This window comes from Bizionia paragorgiae (assembly GCF_900107625.1).
Lineage (GTDB): Bacteria > Bacteroidota > Bacteroidia > Flavobacteriales > Flavobacteriaceae > Bizionia > Bizionia paragorgiae.
This window is the reverse complement of record NZ_FNQK01000001.1, coordinates 226,176-248,942: the sequence shown is the minus strand read 5'-3', so window position 1 is coordinate 248,942 and position 22,767 is coordinate 226,176. Positions and strand designations below refer to the sequence as shown.

Below are 22,767 nucleotides of genomic sequence, written 5' to 3'. Positions count from 1 at the left end.
TATGTGTATAGAGGGGGGCAAGATTATAAGTTTTCACAAGGAGTGTCTTCTTTTAATGGAACACTTAATAGCGCAAATGTTGATGGGGGAAATGGCCATTATATTGTTGGTGTTGCTGATGTAAATGGTGATAAAAAAGCAGATTTAATTAGCGTGCATAGTAATGGAAACGCTTATGTGTGGCCTGCAGGAGTAATTGTTAAACTAGAATAATATTTAAAGTTGACAACCATTTAGACTAAATAATACTAAACTCAAAAGAAAGGAAATAGCAACAGCGTGTATAAGTTATTGTTGGTATAAAATAGCTATGTTTGATTCAATAATGAATGGCTGAAAATTGAGAATATTTTAGCCCTACTAGGGTGTGGAGAAATATAAAGGTAGTCGGATTTTTGCTAAAAACTTAAAAAACATTATTTCGGATTTAGATGTGGAACCAAAATACGGATTTAAATTCTAAGAAAAACCTGATTTGACTTCTGTCTTAAGCTAGCAATCTGGAAAGTGTTTTGAAACGGAATTAATACAATTAAGCGGACTTTGGGCACAGGTGGTTTTTGTTGTTAATGGAAAAAAAATATCTAGATGGGTTCAAAGAAAAGACCATTGTGCTTATCTTTGGATTTCTTGTCCTTTTAAAGCGGATTAAAATACGTTGCCCCATACAGACTATAGTTCATTGCTTCTGCTTATCCTGCGGTAAATCCCCGTACACAAAACCGCGCTAGTCTTAAACTAGGCATTATGTACTGCCGTTTCATCGGTTTAATTGTTTTTCTACTATTTTTTCCACTTCTTTTTGCTTAAAGTCAAACCAGTTTTGTCTATAATCCGAGTTGTCAATGCTGTATTTAAAGTTCTGAAATGGTTTTTTCCGTTCTAAAACGGTTTCCAATTCCGATTGAAATTGTTTGTCCGCAATTTGAGCAATAAAACGTTGCATGATCTTAAAAGACTCAAAACTTTCTATACCCTCGATTTTTATATATTCCGCTTTATTTGTCGTCACTTTTTTCAATTCCGCTCCAAAAGATTCACGAAATTCATCTTCGTCCAACAGGTCTCCAAAATTAGGAATCGTTATTAATTCCTTCGTTTTAGGATTGTAATAACAGTCGTTTCCGCAATCTAATTCCTGCGCAATTTCTTTAATAATATTCAACTTGGAGTTTTCCATTTCAAATCAGAGGTTTCTTGTTCGTTAAGCTTAAAATTAATAAATCTTTTTTAAATCGGATTTACTTATTTAGATTATAGCGTAGCTAGAAAAGGCTATTTGGTGGCGTATAGTTATGATGGTGAGCTTGTTTTAGATAACAGTAAGTTTACTAAGGTTAATATTGTGGAATCCTAAAACATATTAGCATCTATAAGGTCCGCCTTAACTCTATTCTACGAACGTTTTCTGATGAATAGGGTGGTTGAGGTGTAGAGCGAAATTTAAAACCAGCACGTCACAATGATTTTGTTAATGTTTGTTTTTTTATTTGTCCACAATTTGAAGGAAAACTAAGAATTAAAAAGCTTATTGCTAGTGTTAGCGATTCTTTATGTTCTTAGAATTATTAGTATTTACGAATTTTTACAATAATTTAAAATAAAATGTATATATATTGTTAGTCGCTATTAATAACTCACATTATGTATAATTATGATTTACATTAAAAAAATAACTGCCCTAGGGTTACTACTAATTACAACTATTGGATTTTCACAAAATGAACAGGCTAGCCTAAATTTTGATACACAGTATTTCAACGCTGTTGATAAGTGGGTTGCTTTTCCTAAGAAAGACACTGATTCGACTTATGCTTACGGATTTATTTACTTAGACAATCAAGCAGGGTTTACATTTAATTATGAGACTCAATTCCAAATTAAAGAGCATAACCTAAAATCTATTCCCAAAGACGCAACCGTTGGCTATGCAAAATACAGACTCGAGCCAAATACAAGTTTAGTTGCTGTTTTAAATAAAAAGCAGATTTCGGATTTAAAGCTTCCTGAACAACCAGAATGGTTATCTGTTTATAAATCAGGTTCTAACGAAGTTAGTTATTTAAAAAATGAAGGTTTTCATTTTAATCACGTTGGAGCATGTCATTTAGCACTTAAGCCCCTATTAAAAGCATACGGCATTCAACCACATTTTGACGGACTTGAATTTGAGTTGGCATATGCTTATAATCATTTAGGTCAATTTAAAGAAGCCATTCCAGTTTTAGAAAAAGCAATTGAAAACAACCCTAAAAACTTCTATTTCTATAGAGAATTAGGTTTTAGCCTCGTGAACTTGAATAACATTGAAGACGCAGAAAAAACGTATTTAATAGGAATTAAAAAGTCTGATAACGATTTTGAAAAAAGTGAAATGGCGGTTAATATGGCTCAAGCCTATTTTAAATTGAAGAATAAACAAAAATTTGATGAATGGGCGCAATTAACAAGATTGTATGCTAAAAAAGAGTCTAGGTATGTGGAGTATATTAGTCTCTTCGAGCAGAATTGGGATAAGTAATACTAAGTTGTGCTCCGATAGTGAAGATAAGTCCATGCCTTAATAGTGTAAATTAAACGGATCTGGTCAAAGCATATTGTTTAGAAATTTATAAACGTGCTCGTCTCAAGTAGTTTAATTTATAACTCATGTTAACACATCTGTTGCTATATATTCATGTTTTTCTGTAAATTAATTTTATATTGTGTATGCTAAACTAGGGGTGATTTGCAACTGTCGATTTTTTGATTTTAGGAATTTAACAAATTAAAACAACGTTGTTATAAACGGTGGTGACTCCGTTGTGAAGCATTTAAAAGTAAGACGGTCGCAATCAAAAAACTAAACTAAAACATATGAAACACGTAATAGTATTACTCTTAATCTGTACTCCTTTTATTTTAAACGCTCAATATCATAAAGCGAAATTACAAATGGTGGATGGAAGTCTTAAAGATGGATTTGCTAAACTGCCCTCTAATAAATTATTAGATAGTAAAGTAGAGTTTAAGGTATCAAAGAAAGCTAAGGTGGAGAAATTCAAAGACAGTGAGGTTTCCAAAATCATGATACGTTCTAAGGGGGGTGATCAATATGTGTTTGAACGATTACCGATTGTACATCTTTTTAAATCTTTTGGTAGAGAAATAGAGAGAGAAAAATCGCAGAAACATTGGGTGTTGCTTTATCAGACTAATAAAAAATTAAGTAGCTTCTCTCTAGCGCAAAGGTATAAATTGGACAGAAAAGGAGTTATGAAATCCATTACAGGGTCGAATTCAATATGGGAATTTGTATATTTTTTGCTAAAACGCACGGAGGAGGATAAAGCGTATATAGTGAGTGGAATGGGGTTTACTAATGGTCAAGTTAGAAAGGCTATGGCGATTTATTTCAATGATATTCCCGAATTTGTAGAGCGCATTAATAACAAAGAATTTAAAAAACATGGTGTTCATGAGGTGGCAAATGAGTATGCAAAATACTTTAATTAAGTACTGTAGTTAATTTTACGCTAGAGGTAGCGCTGAAGCTAATAAGTACAGTAAATAACGTTGTAACAAAAGCTGTATTTTTATAGGTAAATAGAATAATTGATAATTTATGAACTTCAAGAAAACTACAAGTCACTTTAAACGGTCAGTTACTATATATTCGGCAATCGCTATTGTATTACTAGCTCTATATTATGTGTTAGAGCTGCCTTATTTTGATAAATGGGACGATTTTATTCCGTTTGTAAAAAAGCTAAGTGTCAGTTTGTTTTTAATTTGTCTCATAGTAATCTTGAGTAAAATTATTAGTGGAATTGTTGATAGTCAGGAGCACCTTTTAGGGGATAAATACAACCTGTTAAGAATTATTCGTTTTCTTACTATTGTATCTAGTATTATCGTAGTTGCTGCGTTTTTGTTTCAGAATTTAATCGCAGCGGCTGTTAGTTTTGGATTATTATCTTTAGTTCTTGGTTTTGCTCTTCAAGCACCAATAGCCTCTTTTATAGCTTGGATATATTTAATTTTTAGGCGCTCCTACCTCGTAGGTGATCGTATTCAAATGAAAGACTTTCGTGGTGATGTTGTTGAAATAAGTTATTTGGATACGTCTATTTTAGAATGTCAAGGTGATTATTTAGGTAACGACAGAAAAAGTGGAAGAATTATTCGTTTTCCAAATAGCCTGATTTTAAAAGAAGAAATTATAAACTATTCCGGGCCGCAAGCGCCATTTATTTGGAACGAAACAGCAGTTCAAATTGCTTTTACTAGCGATTTAGAATTTGTAGAACGTTGTTTGTTGCAAATCGCTCAAGAAGATTTTAATACGCATTACCCTGAATGTGTAGGACGGGCTAAAGTAAACTTGTGGGATGCTCAGGTATATTTTAGAAATAATCAATATGCTTGGATGGAAGCCGTCGTGTCGTATCCTGTGCAACCCGGAGATATGGCAGCGCGCCGAAACCGTATTTTAAAAGCCGTCCTGCCGCTTCTAAATAAAAACCCAGATAAAGTGCAATTCCCAGAAGGTGCGCGACGTTAGTCGTGATATAAGTGAGAAAATACAAAGCTAAACAAATTCATGGATTAATTGAGAAAATAGAATCTTGCAAGTGTGGAATTCTGTTCATGATTACATAACGTATTCAATCCTTGGTGTTTGAGTTCAAACCTTGATTAAAATGGATGAAATAGCAGTACAAATTGTGTCTTAAAATCTTAAATTTTGCATATATTGTGGCTTAAATCACTACTAAGTGTGCGGTAAATTGGTTGTTATTGTTGGTATTTATTTGTATATCAACAATATAGCTAAATATGGCTTTGCGCGCTAATTGCATGAATAGATATGAAAAAGTTTGGGGCCTATAAAATCGTATCCGATAAAGAAATGAATATTGAGTATTATCGTGGTGAAATCACTCTTGAAGATCTTATTAGCTTTAAGAAAAAGCTACACTCAGATCCAGATTATAATAGATATTGGAATACAATAGCCGATCTTAGAGACTGTAAGCTAATTGTGAAATCGAATGAGTTTTCGGAATTTATAAATTTTATGAAAACAGGTTACGATCATACGAAGTCAAGAAGTATAGCTTTATTATCATCACGGCCTAATGATGTGGCTATTTCTACAATGTACTCTCTATTAGTAAAAGAATCGGGATTAAACTTTACAACCTATTTGCTTTCTGCTATAGACTCTGTTGTTAATAGTTTCTGTAACAATCTTTTTACAGAGGAAGAATTAAATGCCATTCTAAAGGGGTTAAAAACATCTACTAATAATATCTATACATAGAGTTGACTTTGGGTTTAAGATTCGTGTACGTATACCCGTTAATTCTAACAAAAAATAAAGTAAAGCTGTTGTCTTGTGAGAAGTCGAATGTCGCTTTCAGATTTATGCCTAGTAATTAGCTGTATAGGAGAGTGCGCTAAACTAATTTCTTTCGCCTACTTTCTAAGAAATCTTTGATATTTTAAATATCTTGTCATTATTAAAATCAATTACCTTATGAATATTACTGCTGCATATACCGATCTTTATCAAATAACCATGGCTCAGGTCTATTTTAGTACCAAGCCAGATGGTCAAGCGGTGTTTGATTATTATTACCGAAGTAACCCTTTTGATGGAGGATATTCCATTTTTGCAGGATTAGAAGACGTGTTGGATGTTCTTGAAAATTTAAAGTTTTCACCTACCGATTTGGCTTATTTAGAACAACAAGGATTTGAAAAAGATTTTTTAGAGTACTTAAAAGCGTTTCGATTCCGAGGAAGTATACGCTCCTGTAAAGAAGGGGATGTCGTGTTTCCTACGCGTCCTATTTTACAGGTAGAAGCCAATATTATTGAGGCCCAAATCATAGAAACCTTTTTACTGAATATTCTTAATTTTCAAACTTTAATCGCTACAAAGGCAAGTAGAATAAGACATAGTGCTAAGGATGGGGTGTTGTTAGATATGGGCTTACGTCGCGCCCATGCCACTGGAGGGTATTATGCGTCTAGAGCAGCATTTATTGGAGGGTTTGATGGTACAAGCAATGTTAAAGCGGCCGAAGATTACAATATTCCGTGCTCAGGAACCATGGCACATTCCTTTATTCAAAGTTATGGCGATGAGCTAAAAGCATTTCGAGATTTTGCAAAAGTAAGACCCAAAAATTGCGTGCTTTTAATAGATACTTATAATACGCTTAAAAGCGGATTGCCTAATGCGATTACCGTGGCTAAAGAAATGGAAAGTCGTGGACAGAAATTAATGGGGGTACGTTTAGATAGTGGTGATTTAGCATATTTATCAAAAAAAACACGAGCTATTCTAGATGATGCAAATTTGGAGTATGTTAAAATTGTTGCTTCTAATCAGTTGGATGAATATGTGATAAAAAGTCTAAAGGAGCAAGGCGCTCAGATTGATATTTTTGGTGTGGGAACAAATTTAGTTACCGGAAAACCAGATGCTTCCCTAGGTGGTGTGTATAAATTGTCAGAATATAAAGGAGAGCCTAGAATAAAGCTCTCTGAAAATCTGATTAAAGTGTCTTTACCTTACAAAAAGCAAGTGTATAGAATGATAGATGCTAATGGGAAATTCTACGGGGCTGATGCTGTGACTTTGTATAATGAAGATCCACTAACGCACATGGAGCACCCTTTTGATGCAACAAAGCGCTTAGATCTTACTGCGCTTAAACAAGAGCCCTTACTAGAGAATGTAATGGACAATGGAAAACGTGTCGTGCCATCACGATCGGCGTCAGAAATTGCCGAGTATTCAAAATCAAGATTAGAAAAACTGCCTGAGGAATACAAGCGTTTCCAAAATCCGCATATCTATAAAATCGGACTTAGTCCTAAACTTAAACAAGAACGTGACGCTCTAATTTTAAAGCATAAAGCTTAAAAATAATACAGTAATACTCTTAACTTAATTATGAAAACACTTCTAGTAATAGATGTACAAAACGACTTTATGCCAGGAGGTTCGCTTTCTGTTCCCGATGGTGACAAAGTGGTTCCTGTAATTAATACAATTCAAGATAAATTTGATTTGGTAATCGCAACTCAAGATTGGCATCCTAAAGATCATGTTAGTTTTGCGAGCAATCATATAGGGAAGGCTGTGTTCGAGCAGATTCCTCTACATGGTAAGTCTCAAACGCTTTGGCCAGACCACTGTGTGCAAGGTTCAGAAGGTGCAGACTTTCATCCGGACCTAAAAACGAATGTGTTTGAAGCTGTTTTTAAAAAGGGAACAGATAAGGAGATTGATAGCTACAGTGCCTTTTATGACAACGGCCATTTAAAGTCAACTGGATTGGCAGGGTATTTAAAAGAAAAAGGCGTTACAGAATTGTATTTGTGTGGTCTAGCAGCTGATATTTGTGTTTATTTCTCAGCTTATGATGCCTTTAAAGAAGGGTTTAGATCTTACTTTATTGAGGATGCTTCTAAGGCGTTAGATGATAACGTTTTTGAGACCCTAAAAAAAGAGATGAAGGCGATGGGTATAGCTATCGTAAATTCAAATGATTTGTAAAAGAGTTTAGCTCGCAACGTTTTGATTTATAGAAATGAAGAGCTGCTGCGGATTGAAATAGGACATGGTTTTTATCAGATACAAGACACCTAAATTAAATTAGGTATCTTGTTTTTTATATCAGTCCGTTCTTATTAAAACCTAAAGTCGCTTTTTGAGGTTAGACTGACTGTTTCTCTGTTATTGTTTTAAATAAAATGATTGCTAAATGGATTTGATTCCATCCGCTTATTAACGGGATAGTTTTCCTGTTGCACAACTAACAAAAGATTTGGCTTTAGAGCCTAAGCTATTAGCATCGTCTGTAGAAGGGTAGCCTAGTGCTTTTAGTTTTTCTATTGCATTTTCAAGATCTTCATCATTTAAATAATCAAATGACACTTCGCTTTTATCTACAGCTATGCTAATCCCTGAAATATTTTTAATATCAGAAAGTTTGGTGGTAATGGTGTTAGCACAACCTCCACATTTTAAATTTTGTACTTGTATAGATGTTTTCATGGTTTGTTTTTTTTAATTTAGAAATTGGAAATTCCCCCTTTAAGATCGTAAACTTCTTTAAAACCCAAAGCTTCCAATCTTTTAGAGGCTTGTTTGCTACGCGCCCCACTTCGGCAATAGATATAAATGGGTTCTTCTTTATTTAGTGTATTACACTTTTTGTTAAACGTTCCCGAAAAAGCGTCTATGTTTTTCGCACCTTTAATATGTCCGGACTGGAACTCGTTTGGTGTTCTTACGTCTACTAATTGTACTTTTTTGTTTGTTATTTGTGTTTTAAAGTCATTGGGATTAAGAACTTTAATCACGTTACTTTGTGTGGTTTTAAAACCAAATAGTTTTTTTAAAATGGACATGTTTTCTAGGGCTTATAAATTGATGAGCATAAAAATAGCCTTTAAAAAGGGGATGGTTGGTAACGCATGTTACACTATGTCATTTTTTAGTTTATAAATGGCTCTTAATTTAACAACAGTTTAGAATTATAGAGTTCGTGTTATAATAAACTAATCGTAAATTTGATATAATAAAAAGTAAAGATGAAAATAAAAATAGTAGCACTTGCGGTCATTATTCTGACTGCATTTGGGTGTAAATCTGCAAAACAATTACCGGGAACTATGGCTAATGAAAAAGAGAGTGTTAGACTTTCCGATATCACTTGGGAACTCTCTAAACTAAATGGAGAAGACATTGATCAATCGGGTCTTTCTAAAGAAAAAATATACTTTAGGTTTAATGCTTTAGATCATACGGTTGCAGGATATTCGGGTTGTAATTATTTTAACGGAACATATATGGCCGACGATAATGACGGACTTTCATTTTCTAAAATGGCATCGACACGAATGGCTTGTTATGACACAGTTGTTGAAGAGTCGCAGCTGTTTGCTGCTTTTGAATTAACTAAAAAAGTTAGTGTCTCAGGAGGTAAGTTAGTCTTGAAAAATGCGACTAACGGACTTATAGCTGAATTTACCAAAACTAAAAGTGGTGATACTACAATTACCGAAAAGTATTGGAAGCTTAAAGAATTAGCAGGGGACGAAGTGGTTATGGCCGAAAATCAAGAACGTGAAATTTATTTCATTCTTAAAACGAATGAAAATCTAATTACAGGTTTTTCAGGTTGTAATATGTTTTCGGGACAGTATACTATGGAGTCTGAAAATCAAATCCGTTTCGAGCAGTTGGCAACGACTATGAAAATATGTCCCGATGTGGCGGTTAATGAGTCTGAAATATTAGCCGTTTTTAATACGGCGCGTAATTACAATGTAACTGGCGATGTCTTAAGATTAAATAATGGGGAAGGGGATCTTTTAGCGGTTTTTGAAGCGATTTACTTTTAAATCAAAATAGTTTGGTATAAGAGGATTTGAGTAAGGTCAAGTATTCGTTTTATCGGTTGTCGAGCAAAAAGAAATAGGAAATAGGTCACCAAAATAAAAAACGACCAATTAATGCAGGTTTTAGTGGTGATAAAAGTGAAAAAAATAATAAAAGATATAGGTTTTTTGTAGCTTTGAAAAATAAAAGCGTTAAAAAGGCGGATATTATAAAATATTTATTTTTAAATAAGCTATATTAGATTATTGATAATTACAGTACTGAAAAAATAATATAAACATAACAAAATGACAATAGCAACAACTGCCAAAGGAGACAAAAAACCGACTGCCAAAAGAGGCATGATGGAGAATGTTTTGGAACAGTTTAATACAGCTGCAGATAAAATAAACCTTCATCCAAGTATTCGTAAGATTTTAAGTATTACGAATAATGAACTTATTGTTCACTTTCCTGTAAAGATGGATAATGGTGATGTGGAGATTTTTACCGGATACAGAGTACAGCATAATAATGCTTTAGGTCCATACAAAGGCGGGTTAAGATATCACCCAACAGTAGATATTGATGCGGCCAGAGCTTTAGCGATGTGGATGACATGGAAAACGTCTTTAGCAGGACTGCCTTATGGTGGTGGTAAAGGAGGGATTCAGTTGGATCCGTCGTTATACTCAAAAAACGAGCTAGAACGTATAACAAGACGTTTTACTTTCGCTTTAGCCGATAATATTGGTCCAGAACATGATATTCCAGCTCCGGATGTTAATACCAATGCGCAAACAATGGCTTGGATGGCAGATACTTATATGAGTACAAGACCACCAGCAGAACGTTCTGCAAATCAGCACGTGGTTACTGGTAAACCTGCAGGAAGTGGCGGTTTGGAAGGAAGAGACCGCGCAACCGGATACGGTGTGTATTTAAGCATTAAGTTTTGGGCAGAATACAATAAATTAGACCTTAATGGTAAGAAATATATTGTGCAAGGTTTTGGTAACGTTGGCTACTGGGCCTCTCACTTCTTAGAAAAAGAAGGCGCTAAATTAGTAGCAGTACAAGATGCTTTTGGTAGTATTCAAAATCAAGAAGGCTTAAATGTTGAAGATTTATTTAACTACAGTAGAGAAAACAGTGGTAGTATTGTAGATTTTCTAAATTCTAAACCTTTAGATAGTAAGGATTTCTTTGGAGTGGATTGTGATATTTGTATTCCAGCTGCCTTAGGTAATCAAATTACAGAGAAAAATGCACACACTATCAAAGCAAAATTAATTGCTGAAGGTGCTAACGGTCCGACAAACGTAGAAGGTGAAAAAATTCTTTTAGAACGCGGAGTCGTTATCATTCCAGATATTTTATGTAATTCAGGTGGTGTTGTTGGTAGTTATTTTGAGTGGTTGCAAAATCGTAATGGAGAATTATGGATGCTCGATGAGGTGATGGCTAAGCTTGATAAAAAATTAAAAGAATCTTTTAATAAAGTGTATGCTTATTCAGAGAGTAAATCTATGGATATGAGAACAGCAGCTTATTGTATAGCTATAGAGCGTATAGCGCAAGCTTACGTACAAAGAGGGATTTTTCCTTGATATTTAATTTTTATAAGAGTTATAATGAAGTATGACAATTTAATTTTGGAGAAAAAGGAATATGCGTATTTAAAGCGTATTCTTGATGTTTCTGGATATTCAGAAAGTTCTGAAATTCAAAAATCGATTATTAAATTAAACGAAGAGCTTAAGGAGGCACGTGTTTTAAAGGAAGACGAAATGCCTGAAGATGTTGTTAGGTTTAATAGTAAGGTATCAATTGTTTCAGATCAAGGGTGGGAAAAAACAATCCAGGTTGTGATTCCTAGTGAGCGTAATTTACAGCAAAATAAAATTTCTATACTTACGCCTATGGGAGCGGCTCTTTTTGGCTATGCTACTGGAGATCCTGTCGTTTGGGATTTCCCAACAGGTAAACAACATTTAACAATAACAGCAGTCGAACAGCAAGAAAACAGCAAGGGTATTGATGTTTTGTTGTAAAAAAAATTAATTATGAGTACAAATAATACAGAGATATATAATCATGACGATGATATCGAAGTAACCCACAAAATCAATACGATTGAGTTGGAGAATTGGATAAAGCATGTAACATATATTGAGAAAGAATTAAATAACTTAATTGGCTTGTGTAAACAGCAGGTTAGCGAAACAGATGCTAAAGATTCTATTTTAGAGCGTTTTGTAGAGAAGAAAGCTGAAAATGAAGAGCTTAAAATGGCGCTTGAAAAATATGCTTTATCTCGTGTTAACTTGAAAGAGTGCGAAGATATGGCCTGTGATATGGTTTATATTTCAGAGCACGAGAGTTACCGATTACGTTATCTTGTTCATTTAGATAATTACAGAACGGTAAAAGATGATTTTTTCAGTAAAGTTCAAGGTGAAACAGAAGCTGAAAAATAAATTTTATTACCACAGGATTGTAAGCTGTTAATGCAGACTTGTAATTTTGTATAAAATAAAAAAAGCCACCCCGAAAGGAGTGGCTTTTTTTGTGTCATATTGTAGCGTAGGGTAAACAGAATATAAGTAAAGATGAATGGCCTTTTGCATAATGTATTAATATCTATAGGAAAAAGGCGTCTTTGAAATCTTTAATGTTAAAAGAGAAGAAAGGTGTTCGTGGTATTGTATAGTGATCTTTATAATGGCCTTTTGGTTGATAAAATATTTAGGTCAAAATCCTACATTAAAAATCTTATAGTATCTTCGTACAAAAAAATTAAGGATGAGTATACTTTGGGTAATTTTAGGATTGGTATTACTAGTTATTGGGGGGGATTTCTTGGTGAAAGCTTCGGTAGGATTGTCCCTTAAATTTAATATTTCTAAGTTAGTAATTGGGATGACAGTGGTTTCTTTTGCGACTTCAGCTCCCGAATTACTGGTGAGTTTAAATGCGGCCTTAACTGGTTCGCCAGCAATTGCCATTAATAATGTTGTAGGCTCTAATATTGCAAATATTGGTTTGGTACTAGGAATTACCGCTATTATTGGTGCGATTGCAGTAGATAGAACGTTTTATAAATTAACGTGGCCATCGATGATGATTTTCTCAGGACTACTTTATTATTTCTTATATAACGATCAAATATTGTCACGAATAGAAGGGGTGATCTTATTTGTTAGCTTAATTGTTTTTTTAATCATACTTATTCGTGATTCTAATAAAGGAGGCTCTGTAATTAGTGATGATATAGATGAAGAGGTCGATGAGTCTTTAGCTGAAGTTAGTAATGTAAAAGTGATGGCTTGGTTGGTGTTAGGAGCGTTAGCCTTGTATTTTGGTTCAGTTTGGTTAGTCAATGGTGCCAAGGAGCTGGCAATCTCTATGGGAGTGAGTGACGCGGTTATTGCAGTTACCGTTATTGCTATTGGTACTAGCGTTCCAGAATTAGCGGCTTCTGTTATTGCGGCAATGAAGCAAGAAAAAGCAATTTCCTTGGGGAATTTAATAGGTTCTAACATTTTTAATATCGGTTCGGTATTGGGTTTAACTGCTATTATAAAAGAAATACCTGTGACTGATGATACAATTTTAAATAACGATATTTTTTGGATGTTAGGTTTTGCAGCCGTACTTATTCTTTTAATTCTTATTCCAAAACGATTGGAGATTGGAAGGCTTAAAGGGATTCTTTTGGTAGGAGCTTATGCAGCATTTATTTATATGGCTTTTTTATAATCTCCAAGCCTTCTTAAATTCATTAATGCTTTCAATACTTGTATTGAAAGCTTTTTTTTGTGCTAACCTATCTTTTCAATAGTTGTATGATGTAATAAAGCATGACGCTTAAAAGTTAATCAGAGGAAAAATAGACGTTTTAGTGATCTAAAATAAGTGATTTAGAATGTGGTAGAAATTAAAATTTAGGGGTGTTTTTGTTTTAGGGTATGAAAAAGCGTGATATTTAGGGGTTTTTTTTAGGTAAATAATATTTTACCCCTAAAATTTAGGGGGTAAAAATAAAATAACTACGTAAAAGCATTTTTTTTATATATTTGTAAAAAATAAACAGAACCTATGTCCACATTACGCTTTTTTGCAATTAAAGAAACTTTAAACCGTAAACCGGTTGAGATTATCGAAGGAAAACGACGCTCTGAATTATTCGGAGAAAATGTTTTTAATAAAGAAACAATGCGTCAATCGCTTACAAAAGATGCTTTTGAAAGTGTTAATAACGCCATCGAAAAAGGAACTAAAATAGATCGAGGTATAGCGAATCAAATTGCGCAATCTATGAAAGATTGGGCTTTGTCTAAAGGGGTAACGCATTATACGCACTGGTTTCAACCATTAACAGGAACGACTGCAGAAAAACATGATGCCTTTTTCGAAACTATCGACGGCGGTGGTGCAATAGAAAAATTAGGTGGAAGTCAGCTTGTACAGCAAGAGCCAGACGCTTCTAGTTTTCCAAATGGAGGTATTAGAAATACGTTTGAAGCGCGAGGGTATACGGCATGGGATCCTACTTCTCCAGCTTTTATTTTTGGTAAAACCTTATGTGTACCTACTGTTTTTGTATCATATACAGGAGAGGCTCTAGATAATAAGACGCCACTTTTACGTGCGTTAAATGCTATAGATAATGCATCGGTTGCTGTGTGTAAGTATTTTGATAAAAATGTAAAAAAGGTAAATGCTTCTTTAGGTTGGGAGCAAGAGTACTTTTTAATAGATAGTGCTTTAGTATCATCACGACCAGATATTCAATTAACGGGAAGAACATTATTAGGGCACTCTTCAGCAAAAGGTCAGCAATTAGACGATCACTATTTTGGTACCATTCCTTCGCGAGCAATGTCGTATATGCGTGACCTAGAGATTGAATGTATGCTGTTAGGTATTCCTGTAAAGACAAGACATAATGAAGTGGCTCCTAATCAATTTGAATTAGCTCCTATTTATGAAGAAGCAAATTTAGCAGTGGATCACAACGCATTGTTAATGGATGTGATGAATAAAGTAGCAGAACGTCATAACTTTAAAGTGCTATTTCATGAAAAGCCATTTAAAGGAGTAAACGGTTCTGGGAAACATAATAACTGGAGTTTAAGTACAAATACAGGGGTTAATTTATTAAGTCCAGGTAAAACACCTATGAGTAATCTTCAGTTTTTAACGTTCTTTATTAATACAATTAAAGCGGTACATGATAATGAAGAGTTGGTAAGAGCTACAATCGCATCAGCTAGTAACGATCACCGTCTAGGCGCTAACGAGGCCCCTCCAGCAATCATCTCAGTATTTATAGGAGAGCAACTAACAAATGTTTTAAAAGAGTTAGAAAACGTAACGAATGGTAAGTTGTCTCCAAAAGAGAAAACCGATCTAAAATTAAATGTCGTTGGTAAAATACCAGAAATTCTTTTAGATAATACCGATAGAAACCGAACGTCTCCATTTGCCTTTACAGGGAATAAGTTTGAATTTAGAGCTGTAGGTTCTTTAGCGAACTGTGCGAATCCAATGACGCTTATAAACTCAATTGTTGCTAAGCAATTAATTGAATTTAAAGAAGAGGTGGATGTTTTAATTAAGAAAAAAGAATTGAAAAAAGACGAAGCTATTTTTAATGTATTAAGAGAATACATTAAAAAATCGTCTAACATTTTATTCGAAGGAAACGGTTACGGGGAAGCTTGGGAAAAAGAAGCAGAGAAAAGAGGTCTAAGTAATAATAAGACAACGCCAAAAGCATTAAAAGCAAAAGTTTCTGAGAAAACTATCGCTATGTATGGTGATTTAGGTGTGATGAATAGAGTCGAAGTACAGTCGCGTTACGATATTGAAATGGAAGAGTATATTTTACGTATCCAAATAGAAGCACGTGTGTTAGGAGATCTGGCGCGTAACCATATTGTTCCAACAGCTATTAAATATCAAAACACCTTAATTAATAATGTGCAAGGACTTAAAGAGATTTACGAAGCAGATTTTAATCGCGTCGCTCATGCTCAGTTAGAATTAATTGAGGATATCTCAAAACGTGTAGATATTATTAATACAACGGTAACGAAAATGATTAATAAGCGAAAAGAAGCTAATCAGTTATCGGATTTAGAAACTAAGGCGACAATGTATTGTGAGGAAGTTATTCCGATGTTAGAGGAAATAAGATACCATTGTGACAAATTGGAGTTGTTGGTAGACGACGAACTTTGGCCGCTACCAAAGTATAGAGAATTACTTTTTACTACGTAGAAATACGTAGGAAGGTGCTGTTTAAAAGGCTTCGAGAAATCGGGGCCTTTTTTAATTCTATAAAGTATGTAGTATTTAAATTTTTAACGTGTAGGAAAACAGTTAAGCGATATTAAGCGTCGTATTATCGAAAAATTTGTTAAAATACTAAGGAATTGAGGGTGTATGATTTGTTATATTAAATAATTGATATATATTCGAAGTGCTATTAATCAATATATATTTAACATGAAAAAAGTATTTTTCGGTGCTGCGGCACTATTATTTTCGGGCGCACTAATGGCGCAAGAAGGGCTTAACGCCAATGGAACGGCAACAAATGGATCATCTGCAACCGATCCAACAGTAGTTGCAGCATTGCCTTCTGCCGGAGGTTTTTGGAACAACACTGGTAAGTCTGTTCAAGAAGGTACAAATCAAAAAGTTTATGTAGGGCAAGCGGGAGCTAATAACTCTGTGTTAACCATGCAAGACAATGGTTCGGGTACGGGAGAAAACAAAGCTAGAATTTGGCAGACAGGTGATGTAAATAACGGTTTTAATGACAGTGGTTATGGAAACGCAGCTGAAGTAAGACAGTCAGGTACGGACAACCAGTCTACTACAAATCAAGAAGGGGACTTCAATGAGGGTTTAACATTACAAGGTCAAAAAGATGACGCAAGTTCTGGTAACAAAGCGAGAATCGATCATGGTACTGGTCAGCAAGGCGAGGATAACTTCGCTATGATTGAGCAAGATGGGGAAGATAACTCATCTAGAATTGTTCAGCAATATGACAACAGTGAAGCGCGTTCAATCCAAGAAGGAGATGATAACATTTCAGACATTCGTCAAAATGCTGGTCCTGACCAATCGGCAGGGCATTTAGCGACTACAGAGCAGTATGGAGATGATAACGTTACTAGAGTGCGTCAATACGGTTCTGCTAGAAATGTTTCTGTTTCGGTTCAGGAAGGTGATAACAATAAGGTGAATCAAAATCAAACCTCTAATGCTGTTTCTGGTGTTGGTAACAATGCAGAAGTGACACAGGGAAAAGCAACAACTAATGCTTTGGGTAACAGTGCATATTTATTTATGAATTCTAATGTTGATATGATCACAAATGGAACTATGAATGTTGTGAACCCATCTGATGATAATTTAGCGTTACAAAACCAATCTGGTGAAAACAATGATGGTTTCATAGGGCAATGGGGAGATGGAGATGGTAACTATGGTGAGCAAAATCAGTCTGGTAAAGACAATAGTGCTGCCTTGATTCAAAATGCTTATGGTAATGCTAATGGAGGTAACAACTATGGTCGTCAAGATCAGTCAGGTGAAAACAATATGGCTGGGGCAGCCCAGTTAGGTTTTAATCATAAACTTTACCAAAGACAATTTGGAGATGACAATACTGTGTACTCTACACAAAGAGGTAATTCTAACTTAGTAAGTACTTACCAATTTGCTGATCCAGGAAAAGGAAATGCAGCACATACGGCTCAACGTGGTCAAAACAACCAAATTTTGTTAGTACAGAAAACTGGAGCTAATAGTTCTGGTGGGCATAGTTATACTGTAGAACAAGGATTAGGTGGTTCGCCTCATAGTGGAAACCAGGCTAATATCTTACAATTAGGTCCGGATGGCAATTTTGCTACAGATGCTGAGAACTGTGATTTCCAAGCGCCACAGGATTTAGTTTGTCCTCCAGGATTAAACGATTTTGATTTAGATGCTCCTTGTGTTGATACAGGTAGTGGGTGTTAATGAGCATAAATAAATTATATAGTCATACTATATAATGCACGAATAAAATTTAAAGAGAGTCTGCCGTATTTAGGAAGACTCTCTTTTTAATTTCTGCAACTAATTCTATAGTGATATACGTGGTTAGAATGTGTAGATTGGTATTTAATCATAGTTGGTTTTGTATAGGGGTAAGTGTTTGTAAAAATGAAACACCTATTGTTTATGAGTGGTTATATCTGTTTAAATAACAGTTAGTTGTAATGTGAGGTGGGGTTTTTCTTACCAAGGTTGGTATTTCGTCGGTGTAAGCAGAGGTATAATCGAAAATACTGTTAAAATACTAGTTTATCATTAAGGGTCAGGTGATTATGTTGAGTATATTTTATATATTTACAATGCTATTAATCAATATATATTTAACATGAAAAAAGTAATTCTTTGTGCTTCGGCACTATTATTCACGGGCGCAATTATGGCGCAAGAAGGCCTAAACGCTAAAGGCACGGCTACAAATGGATCATCTGCAGCAGATCCTACGGTGGTTGCTGCACTACCATCTGCAGGGGGGTTCTGGAACAATACTGGTAAATCAGTTCAAGAAGGTACAAATCAAAAAGTTTATGTAGGGCAAGCGGGAGCTAGTAACTCTGTGTTAACCATGCAAGACAATGGTTCAGGTACGGGAGAAAACAAAGCTAGAATTTGGCAGACTGGAGATGTAAACAATGGTTTTAATGACAGTGGTTATGCAAACGTAGCTGAGGTAAGACAGTCTGGTTCAGATAACCAGTCTACTACAGATCAAGAGGGAGACTACAATGAAGCTTTAACTTTACAAGGTCAAAAAGATGATGCGAGTTCTGGTAACAAAGCGAGAATCGATCATGGAATTGGAGAGCAAGGAGAAGATAACTATGCAATGATCGAGCAAGATGGGGAGGATAACTCATCTAGAATTGTTCAGATTTATGACAACAGTGAAGCGCGTTCAATCCAAGAAGGTGATGATAACATTTCAGATATTCGTCAAGATGCAGGTCCTAATCAATCGGCAGGACATTTAGCGACTACTGAGCAGTATGGGGACGACAACGTTTCTAGAGTGCGTCAATACGGTTCTGCTAGAAATGTTTCTGTTTCGGTTCAGGAAGGTGATAACAATAAGGTGAATCAAAACCAAACCTCTAATGCTGTTTCTGGTGTTGGTAACAATGCAGAAGTGACACAGGGTAAGCCAACAGCTAATGCTTTAGGTAACAGTGCATATTTATTTATGAATTCTAATGTTGATATGATCACAAATGGATCTATGAATGTTGTGAATCCATCTGATGATAATTTAGCGTTACAAAATCAATCTGGTGAAAATAATGATGCGTTCATAGGACAATGGGGAGATGGAGATGGTAACTATGGTGAGCAAAATCAATCAGGTAAAGATAATAGTGCTGCCTTAATTCAAAATGCTTATGGTAATGCTAATGGAGGTAATAACTACGGTCGTCAAGATCAGTCAGGTGAAAACAATATGGCTGGGGCAGCTCAGTTAGGTTTTAATCATAAACTTTACCAAAGACAATTTGGAGATGACAATACAGTGTATTCTACTCAAAGAGGGAACTCTAATTTAGTAAGTACTTACCAAGATGCAGATCCGGGAAAAGGGAATGCTGCACACACAGCTCAGAGAGGTCAAAACAACCAAATTTTGTTAGTGCAGAAAACTGGAATGTATAGTTCTGGTGGGCATAGTTATACTGTAGAACAAGGATTAGGTGGTTCACCTCATAGTGGAAACCAAGCAAATATCTTACAGTTAGGACCAGATGGCGATTTTGCTGCAGATGCTGAAAACTGTGATTTCCAAGCGCCTCAAGATTTAGTTTGTCCTCCAGGATTAAACGATTTTGATTTAGATGCTCCTTGTGTTGATACAGGTAGTGGGTGTTAAGATCCAATTCCGATTGAAGTTTGTGCTTTAATCTAATTACAACATAAAAAGGAGGGTTAGCTATATAGCAAGTGACCTTCCTTTTTTTATAAATTTAAATTATTATGAAAACAATTTTAACAAAAAAGACCTTAGTTGCTTTTGTTCTTTTTATGACTTTATCTCAAATAAGTTTTTCTCAAAATTATAGCGAGGACGAGTCAGGAAGTGAAACTACGACGGTTACAGAATTAAATGGTGAAAATGTTTCGCCAGAAGTTTTTAATTCATTTTTTAATACTACTGTCAATACTAAATTGGCGACAGTACAAGGTAATTCGGTGTTTGTTACTCAAATAGGAGAATATAACAAAGTGGCTGCAAGTGTGATTACTAACGCTAGTGATATTAATATTGCTCAAAATGGAGATTTAAATAAGGTACAACTTGTATATGAAGTGGATAAAGTAGTTGCAGATTTAGCTCAAAATGGAAATGAAAATGAAATTAAAGACTATGTTATTGATACTAATGCGGAAATCTCGTTAGATTTAACTCAAAATGGTGATGATTTGAAATTTGAACGTTTTGGAGCAAATAAAATCTCGAGAAACATTAAATTCACTCAAACCGAAGCTTCACCAACTATAATAATTAGAAGTTTTAAATAAAAGTATCCTATGCAAATTACTTTTAAGGCCTTAGTATTTTATTTAAATATGTTTTTTGTGTGTAATGTTTTGTGGGCACAAAACATATACAATACAGAGGTAAACGCTAAAATTAATATAGAGAAAACTAGCGAGTTTGTAACTTTCACGGCAACAGCGGAAAACCTAATGTTATCGGATTTAAGTCTGCGATATGAGTTTATGGTGTTTAAAGTCGATGGAAATAACAATTCGTCGAAAACTTCACAGGCTAATCGTTTCTTTTTGAAAGGGAATGAAAAAAAAATACTATCTTCAGTAACAGTAAATAATAATTCTAACGATAAATCTATTCTTTTACTTTTGATTTATCCTTTGGAATCGTCAGATGACAATCAGGGAGCTATAGGAAAGGATCGTATCGTGGTATATTCCGATGGGCAAGGAGGTTTGAAAATCGAGTTGGATAATGAGAAAAAGAAAGTTGAAATTCAAGAGCCTCGAGATCAAGATACTTCGGAAAAAGATGGATTGTTTTTAGAAGGTTTGGTAATTCAGAAGACATTAACAAAACCAGGAAGGGATTTCTATCGTTACTTTTATTCTGAATATTATAATAAGCAAATTAAAAGTGGTAAAAATATCCTTATTGAAGAAGTGCCGGGTCAGCGACGAAGCACAAGGATTTCAGTTAAGGTAGATGGCCAATTGGTTTGGCAGTTTTTTTCGAGACCACAAAAAAAGTTTTTAATGGATATGGCAAATAGAGCTCTAGATAGGAGTATCGCCTATTTACAGCAATTAGCACAACAAAAACAGACTATAACACATTATTAATTATGAGACTCAAACTGTTTGTATTATTATTTTTTGGTTCCATAACGTTCATGTTTTCACAACAATTCAGTTATAAACCTTTAAATCCCGCATTTGGAGGAGATACTTTTAATTATAATTGGTTGTTAAGTTCGGCAACCGCCCAGAATGGACTTACGGCTCCAAGGGCGAAAAGCGTGCAACAATCGGAATTAGAGCAGTTTGGAGAAAGATTGAATGAGCAAGTTTTAAGTCAGATATCTCGAGCTTTACTGGCGCAGCAAGTGCAAGCTGTAGGCGACTTTAATGAGGAGGGAACATTTACCTTTGGTACTTTAAATGTCGAAGTTTTTGAGTCTGATGAAGGTTTAGTTATTAATATTTTAGATACTTCAAATGGCGAGCAAACCCAAGTCATTGTTCCAAATCCATAATTTAAGAATACCACTTATGCTATTTAATCACAAATTTATTGCCTACTTATCTATTTGTATTCTCATGTGTTCTTGTGGAGCATATTTTAATCAACCCTTAACACAAGAAGCAGCTAGGGTTGGAGAGCATTCAAAATCTTCTAATCTTCTAACCAGTTTACCACCGGCAAAAACTCCTGTTGAAGTGGCTGTCTATAATTTTAGTGATCAAACAGGGCAGTATAAAGCTGTTGAAAACGGATCTACGTTTAGTACCGCTGTAACTCAAGGTGCTACTACAATATTGATCAAAGCTTTAGGTGATTCAGGGTGGTTTATTCCCATTGAACGGGAGAATTTAAGTAATTTATCTACAGAAAGAAATATTATTCGCAATACAAAACAAGAATATATAAAAGGGTTAAATCCTAACGAACCGCCGTTGCCACCTCTTTTGTATGCCGGGTTAATGTTAGAAGGAGGTATTGTGTCATATGATACCAATATTATAACAGGAGGGGCAGGTGCGAGATATTTTGGTGTTGGCGGTGCTGCCAAATACAGGCAAGATCGAATCACTGTCTATTTAAGAGCGGTTTCAACAAGTAATGGTGAGATTTTAAAAACTATTTATGTTTCTAAAACTATTTTATCACAAGCGGTAGATGTGAGTTTATTTCGTTTTGTGAAGTTTCAACGACTTCTGGAAGCTGAAACCGGATTTACGCGTAATGAGCCTGTACAATTAGCGGTTAAAGATGCAGTTGAAAAGGCTGTTCACGACTTAATTGTTGAAGGAATTAAAGATGGGTATTGGACTACTAAAGCTGGGCCTGAGGTTGATAAAGAGTTGGTTGATAATTATATTGTAGAGTTAGATGATTCCAAAATAACAGATCTATATAATAGAAAACTCTTTAACAGGCGCTCAAAAAGTGCTGTTCAGGTAGCGTTAGGCGGAGCTTTTATTAATGGTGATTATGTAAATCCGCAATGGGAATTTAACACGCGATTTGGGTATAAACGTTATTTCGATGATCATTTTAATTTAAATTTAAATTTAAATCGATTTAAGCTTGCAAACGAAAATATTTTTAATCAAAGTTTTTATGCTTTAGATGCAAACCTTGAATATAATGTGCTGCCATTTGATAAGCTGTCGCCTTTTATATTTGCAGGGGTAGGTACAAATATTTCTGGCGATTTTAATAATGTGCACCCTAAAGTCTTTTTTGGTGGAGGGGTTGAATATTTAGCGTTTGAACATATTGGGTTTTCTCTGTTTCTTGATAATAACTTTGTGTTTAGTGATGATTTGGATGGGGAAATTAGAGGTGAACGAGACGACATGTATCTGCGGGGTGGTGTTGGTATTAACTTTTATATAGGAAACAACAATCTTAAAAAACAAGCTGAAAGAGCTCGAAAGAAAGAATTGAGGCAAATTAAAAGAGAGAACCTAAAGAAAAGCTTATATAAAGACGTTATGGATGAAAATGAAGTTAATGTTGAAAGACAGGGTGGTAACTAATTAAAAAGATATGA

22 protein-coding genes are annotated in these 22,767 nt (G+C 34.8%); 19 read left to right on the top strand and 3 right to left on the bottom strand.

Features of this window, described 5'->3' with window-relative positions; translation table 11 throughout:
- Nucleotides 1-213: FG-GAP repeat protein (locus BLV64_RS14500; protein ID WP_177165280.1), on the top strand; the 213-nt coding region annotated here is incomplete at its 5' end.
- A 547-nt stretch (nt 214-760) separates the two neighbouring features.
- On the opposite strand, the gene BLV64_RS01095 is transcribed toward BLV64_RS14500, so the two are convergent.
- The gene (locus BLV64_RS01095; protein ID WP_092131298.1) at nt 761-1,180 is read right to left on the bottom strand and encodes a UPF0158 family protein; all 420 of its coding nucleotides are present in this window, start codon (nt 1,178-1,180) and stop codon (nt 761-763) included.
- A gap of 474 nt (nt 1,181-1,654) precedes the next feature.
- On the opposite strand from BLV64_RS01095, the gene BLV64_RS01090 reads away from it, so the two are divergent.
- The 6 genes from BLV64_RS01090 (at nt 1,655) to pncA (ending at nt 7,555) form a co-directional block, all read left to right on the top strand.
- Nucleotides 1,655-2,521 (top strand): tetratricopeptide repeat protein, encoded by an 867-nt coding sequence (locus tag BLV64_RS01090; RefSeq protein ID WP_092131295.1) that lies wholly within the window; start codon nt 1,655-1,657, stop codon nt 2,519-2,521.
- 335 nt (nt 2,522-2,856) lie between these two features.
- The gene (locus BLV64_RS01085) at nt 2,857-3,495 is read left to right on the top strand and encodes a hypothetical protein (RefSeq protein WP_092131293.1); all 639 of its coding nucleotides are present in this window, start codon (nt 2,857-2,859) and stop codon (nt 3,493-3,495) included.
- 109 nt (nt 3,496-3,604) lie between these two features.
- Entirely contained in the window at nt 3,605-4,543 is a 939-nt protein-coding gene (locus BLV64_RS01080; RefSeq protein ID WP_092131292.1) for a mechanosensitive ion channel family protein, read from the top strand.
- 306 nt (nt 4,544-4,849) lie between these two features.
- Entirely contained in the window at nt 4,850-5,305 is a 456-nt protein-coding gene (locus tag BLV64_RS01075; protein WP_092131290.1) for a hypothetical protein, read from the top strand.
- Nucleotides 5,306-5,521: 216 nt separating this feature from the next.
- Nucleotides 5,522-6,919 (top strand): nicotinate phosphoribosyltransferase, encoded by a 1,398-nt coding sequence (locus BLV64_RS01070; RefSeq protein ID WP_092131288.1) that lies wholly within the window; start codon nt 5,522-5,524, stop codon nt 6,917-6,919.
- 30 nt (nt 6,920-6,949) lie between these two features.
- Nucleotides 6,950-7,555, top strand: coding sequence for a bifunctional nicotinamidase/pyrazinamidase (gene pncA / locus BLV64_RS01065; protein WP_092131286.1), 606 nt, complete (start codon nt 6,950-6,952; stop codon nt 7,553-7,555).
- Between the two features lie 231 nt (nt 7,556-7,786).
- On the opposite strand, the gene BLV64_RS01060 is transcribed toward pncA, so the two are convergent.
- Together BLV64_RS01060 and BLV64_RS01055 are read right to left on the bottom strand one after the other, a co-directional pair.
- Complete coding sequence (locus BLV64_RS01060; RefSeq protein WP_092131284.1) at nt 7,787-8,056, bottom strand: heavy-metal-associated domain-containing protein; 270 nt, start codon at nt 8,054-8,056, stop codon at nt 7,787-7,789.
- 17 nt (nt 8,057-8,073) lie between these two features.
- Entirely contained in the window at nt 8,074-8,412 is a 339-nt protein-coding gene (locus BLV64_RS01055; protein ID WP_092131282.1) for a rhodanese-like domain-containing protein, read from the bottom strand.
- Between the two features lie 183 nt (nt 8,413-8,595).
- Here BLV64_RS01055 and BLV64_RS01050 point away from each other — a divergent pair, with 183 nt between their 5' ends.
- The 12 genes from BLV64_RS01050 (at nt 8,596) to BLV64_RS00995 (ending at nt 22,753) form a co-directional block, all read left to right on the top strand.
- Nucleotides 8,596-9,408 (top strand): META domain-containing protein, encoded by an 813-nt coding sequence (locus BLV64_RS01050; RefSeq protein WP_092131280.1) that lies wholly within the window; start codon nt 8,596-8,598, stop codon nt 9,406-9,408.
- Nucleotides 9,409-9,693: 285 nt separating this feature from the next.
- Nucleotides 9,694-10,995 (top strand): Glu/Leu/Phe/Val family dehydrogenase, encoded by a 1,302-nt coding sequence (locus BLV64_RS01045; protein ID WP_092131278.1) that lies wholly within the window; start codon nt 9,694-9,696, stop codon nt 10,993-10,995.
- A gap of 24 nt (nt 10,996-11,019) precedes the next feature.
- Complete coding sequence (locus tag BLV64_RS01040) at nt 11,020-11,439, top strand: GreA/GreB family elongation factor (protein WP_092131276.1); 420 nt, start codon at nt 11,020-11,022, stop codon at nt 11,437-11,439.
- A gap of 12 nt (nt 11,440-11,451) precedes the next feature.
- On the top strand, nt 11,452-11,865 hold the full coding sequence (locus tag BLV64_RS01035) for a hypothetical protein (RefSeq protein WP_092131274.1): 414 nt from the start codon (nt 11,452-11,454) through the stop codon (nt 11,863-11,865).
- Between the two features lie 325 nt (nt 11,866-12,190).
- Nucleotides 12,191-13,147 (top strand): calcium/sodium antiporter, encoded by a 957-nt coding sequence (locus BLV64_RS01030; RefSeq protein ID WP_092131272.1) that lies wholly within the window; start codon nt 12,191-12,193, stop codon nt 13,145-13,147.
- Nucleotides 13,148-13,486: 339 nt separating this feature from the next.
- Nucleotides 13,487-15,673: a glutamine synthetase III family protein gene (locus BLV64_RS01025; protein ID WP_092131270.1), complete on the top strand. Its 2,187-nt coding sequence runs from the start codon at nt 13,487-13,489 to the stop codon at nt 15,671-15,673.
- Nucleotides 15,674-15,901: 228 nt separating this feature from the next.
- Nucleotides 15,902-17,431, top strand: a complete 1,530-nt coding sequence (locus BLV64_RS01020) for a hypothetical protein (protein ID WP_092131268.1) — start codon at nt 15,902-15,904, stop codon at nt 17,429-17,431.
- Between the two features lie 403 nt (nt 17,432-17,834).
- On the top strand, nt 17,835-19,364 hold the full coding sequence (locus BLV64_RS01015; protein WP_092131265.1) for a hypothetical protein: 1,530 nt from the start codon (nt 17,835-17,837) through the stop codon (nt 19,362-19,364).
- 104 nt (nt 19,365-19,468) lie between these two features.
- Nucleotides 19,469-20,014, top strand: a complete 546-nt coding sequence (locus BLV64_RS01010) for a hypothetical protein (RefSeq protein ID WP_092131263.1) — start codon at nt 19,469-19,471, stop codon at nt 20,012-20,014.
- A gap of 9 nt (nt 20,015-20,023) precedes the next feature.
- A complete protein-coding gene (locus BLV64_RS01005; RefSeq protein ID WP_092131261.1) occupies nt 20,024-20,830 on the top strand; it encodes a CsgE family curli-type amyloid fiber assembly protein in 807 nt (268 codons plus the stop codon).
- 2 nt (nt 20,831-20,832) lie between these two features.
- Nucleotides 20,833-21,243, top strand: a complete 411-nt coding sequence (locus BLV64_RS01000) for a curli production assembly/transport component CsgF (protein ID WP_092131258.1) — start codon at nt 20,833-20,835, stop codon at nt 21,241-21,243.
- 16 nt (nt 21,244-21,259) lie between these two features.
- The gene (locus BLV64_RS00995) at nt 21,260-22,753 is read left to right on the top strand and encodes a CsgG/HfaB family protein (RefSeq protein WP_092131256.1); all 1,494 of its coding nucleotides are present in this window, start codon (nt 21,260-21,262) and stop codon (nt 22,751-22,753) included.
- The last annotated feature ends 14 nt before the right edge of the window (nt 22,754-22,767 follow it).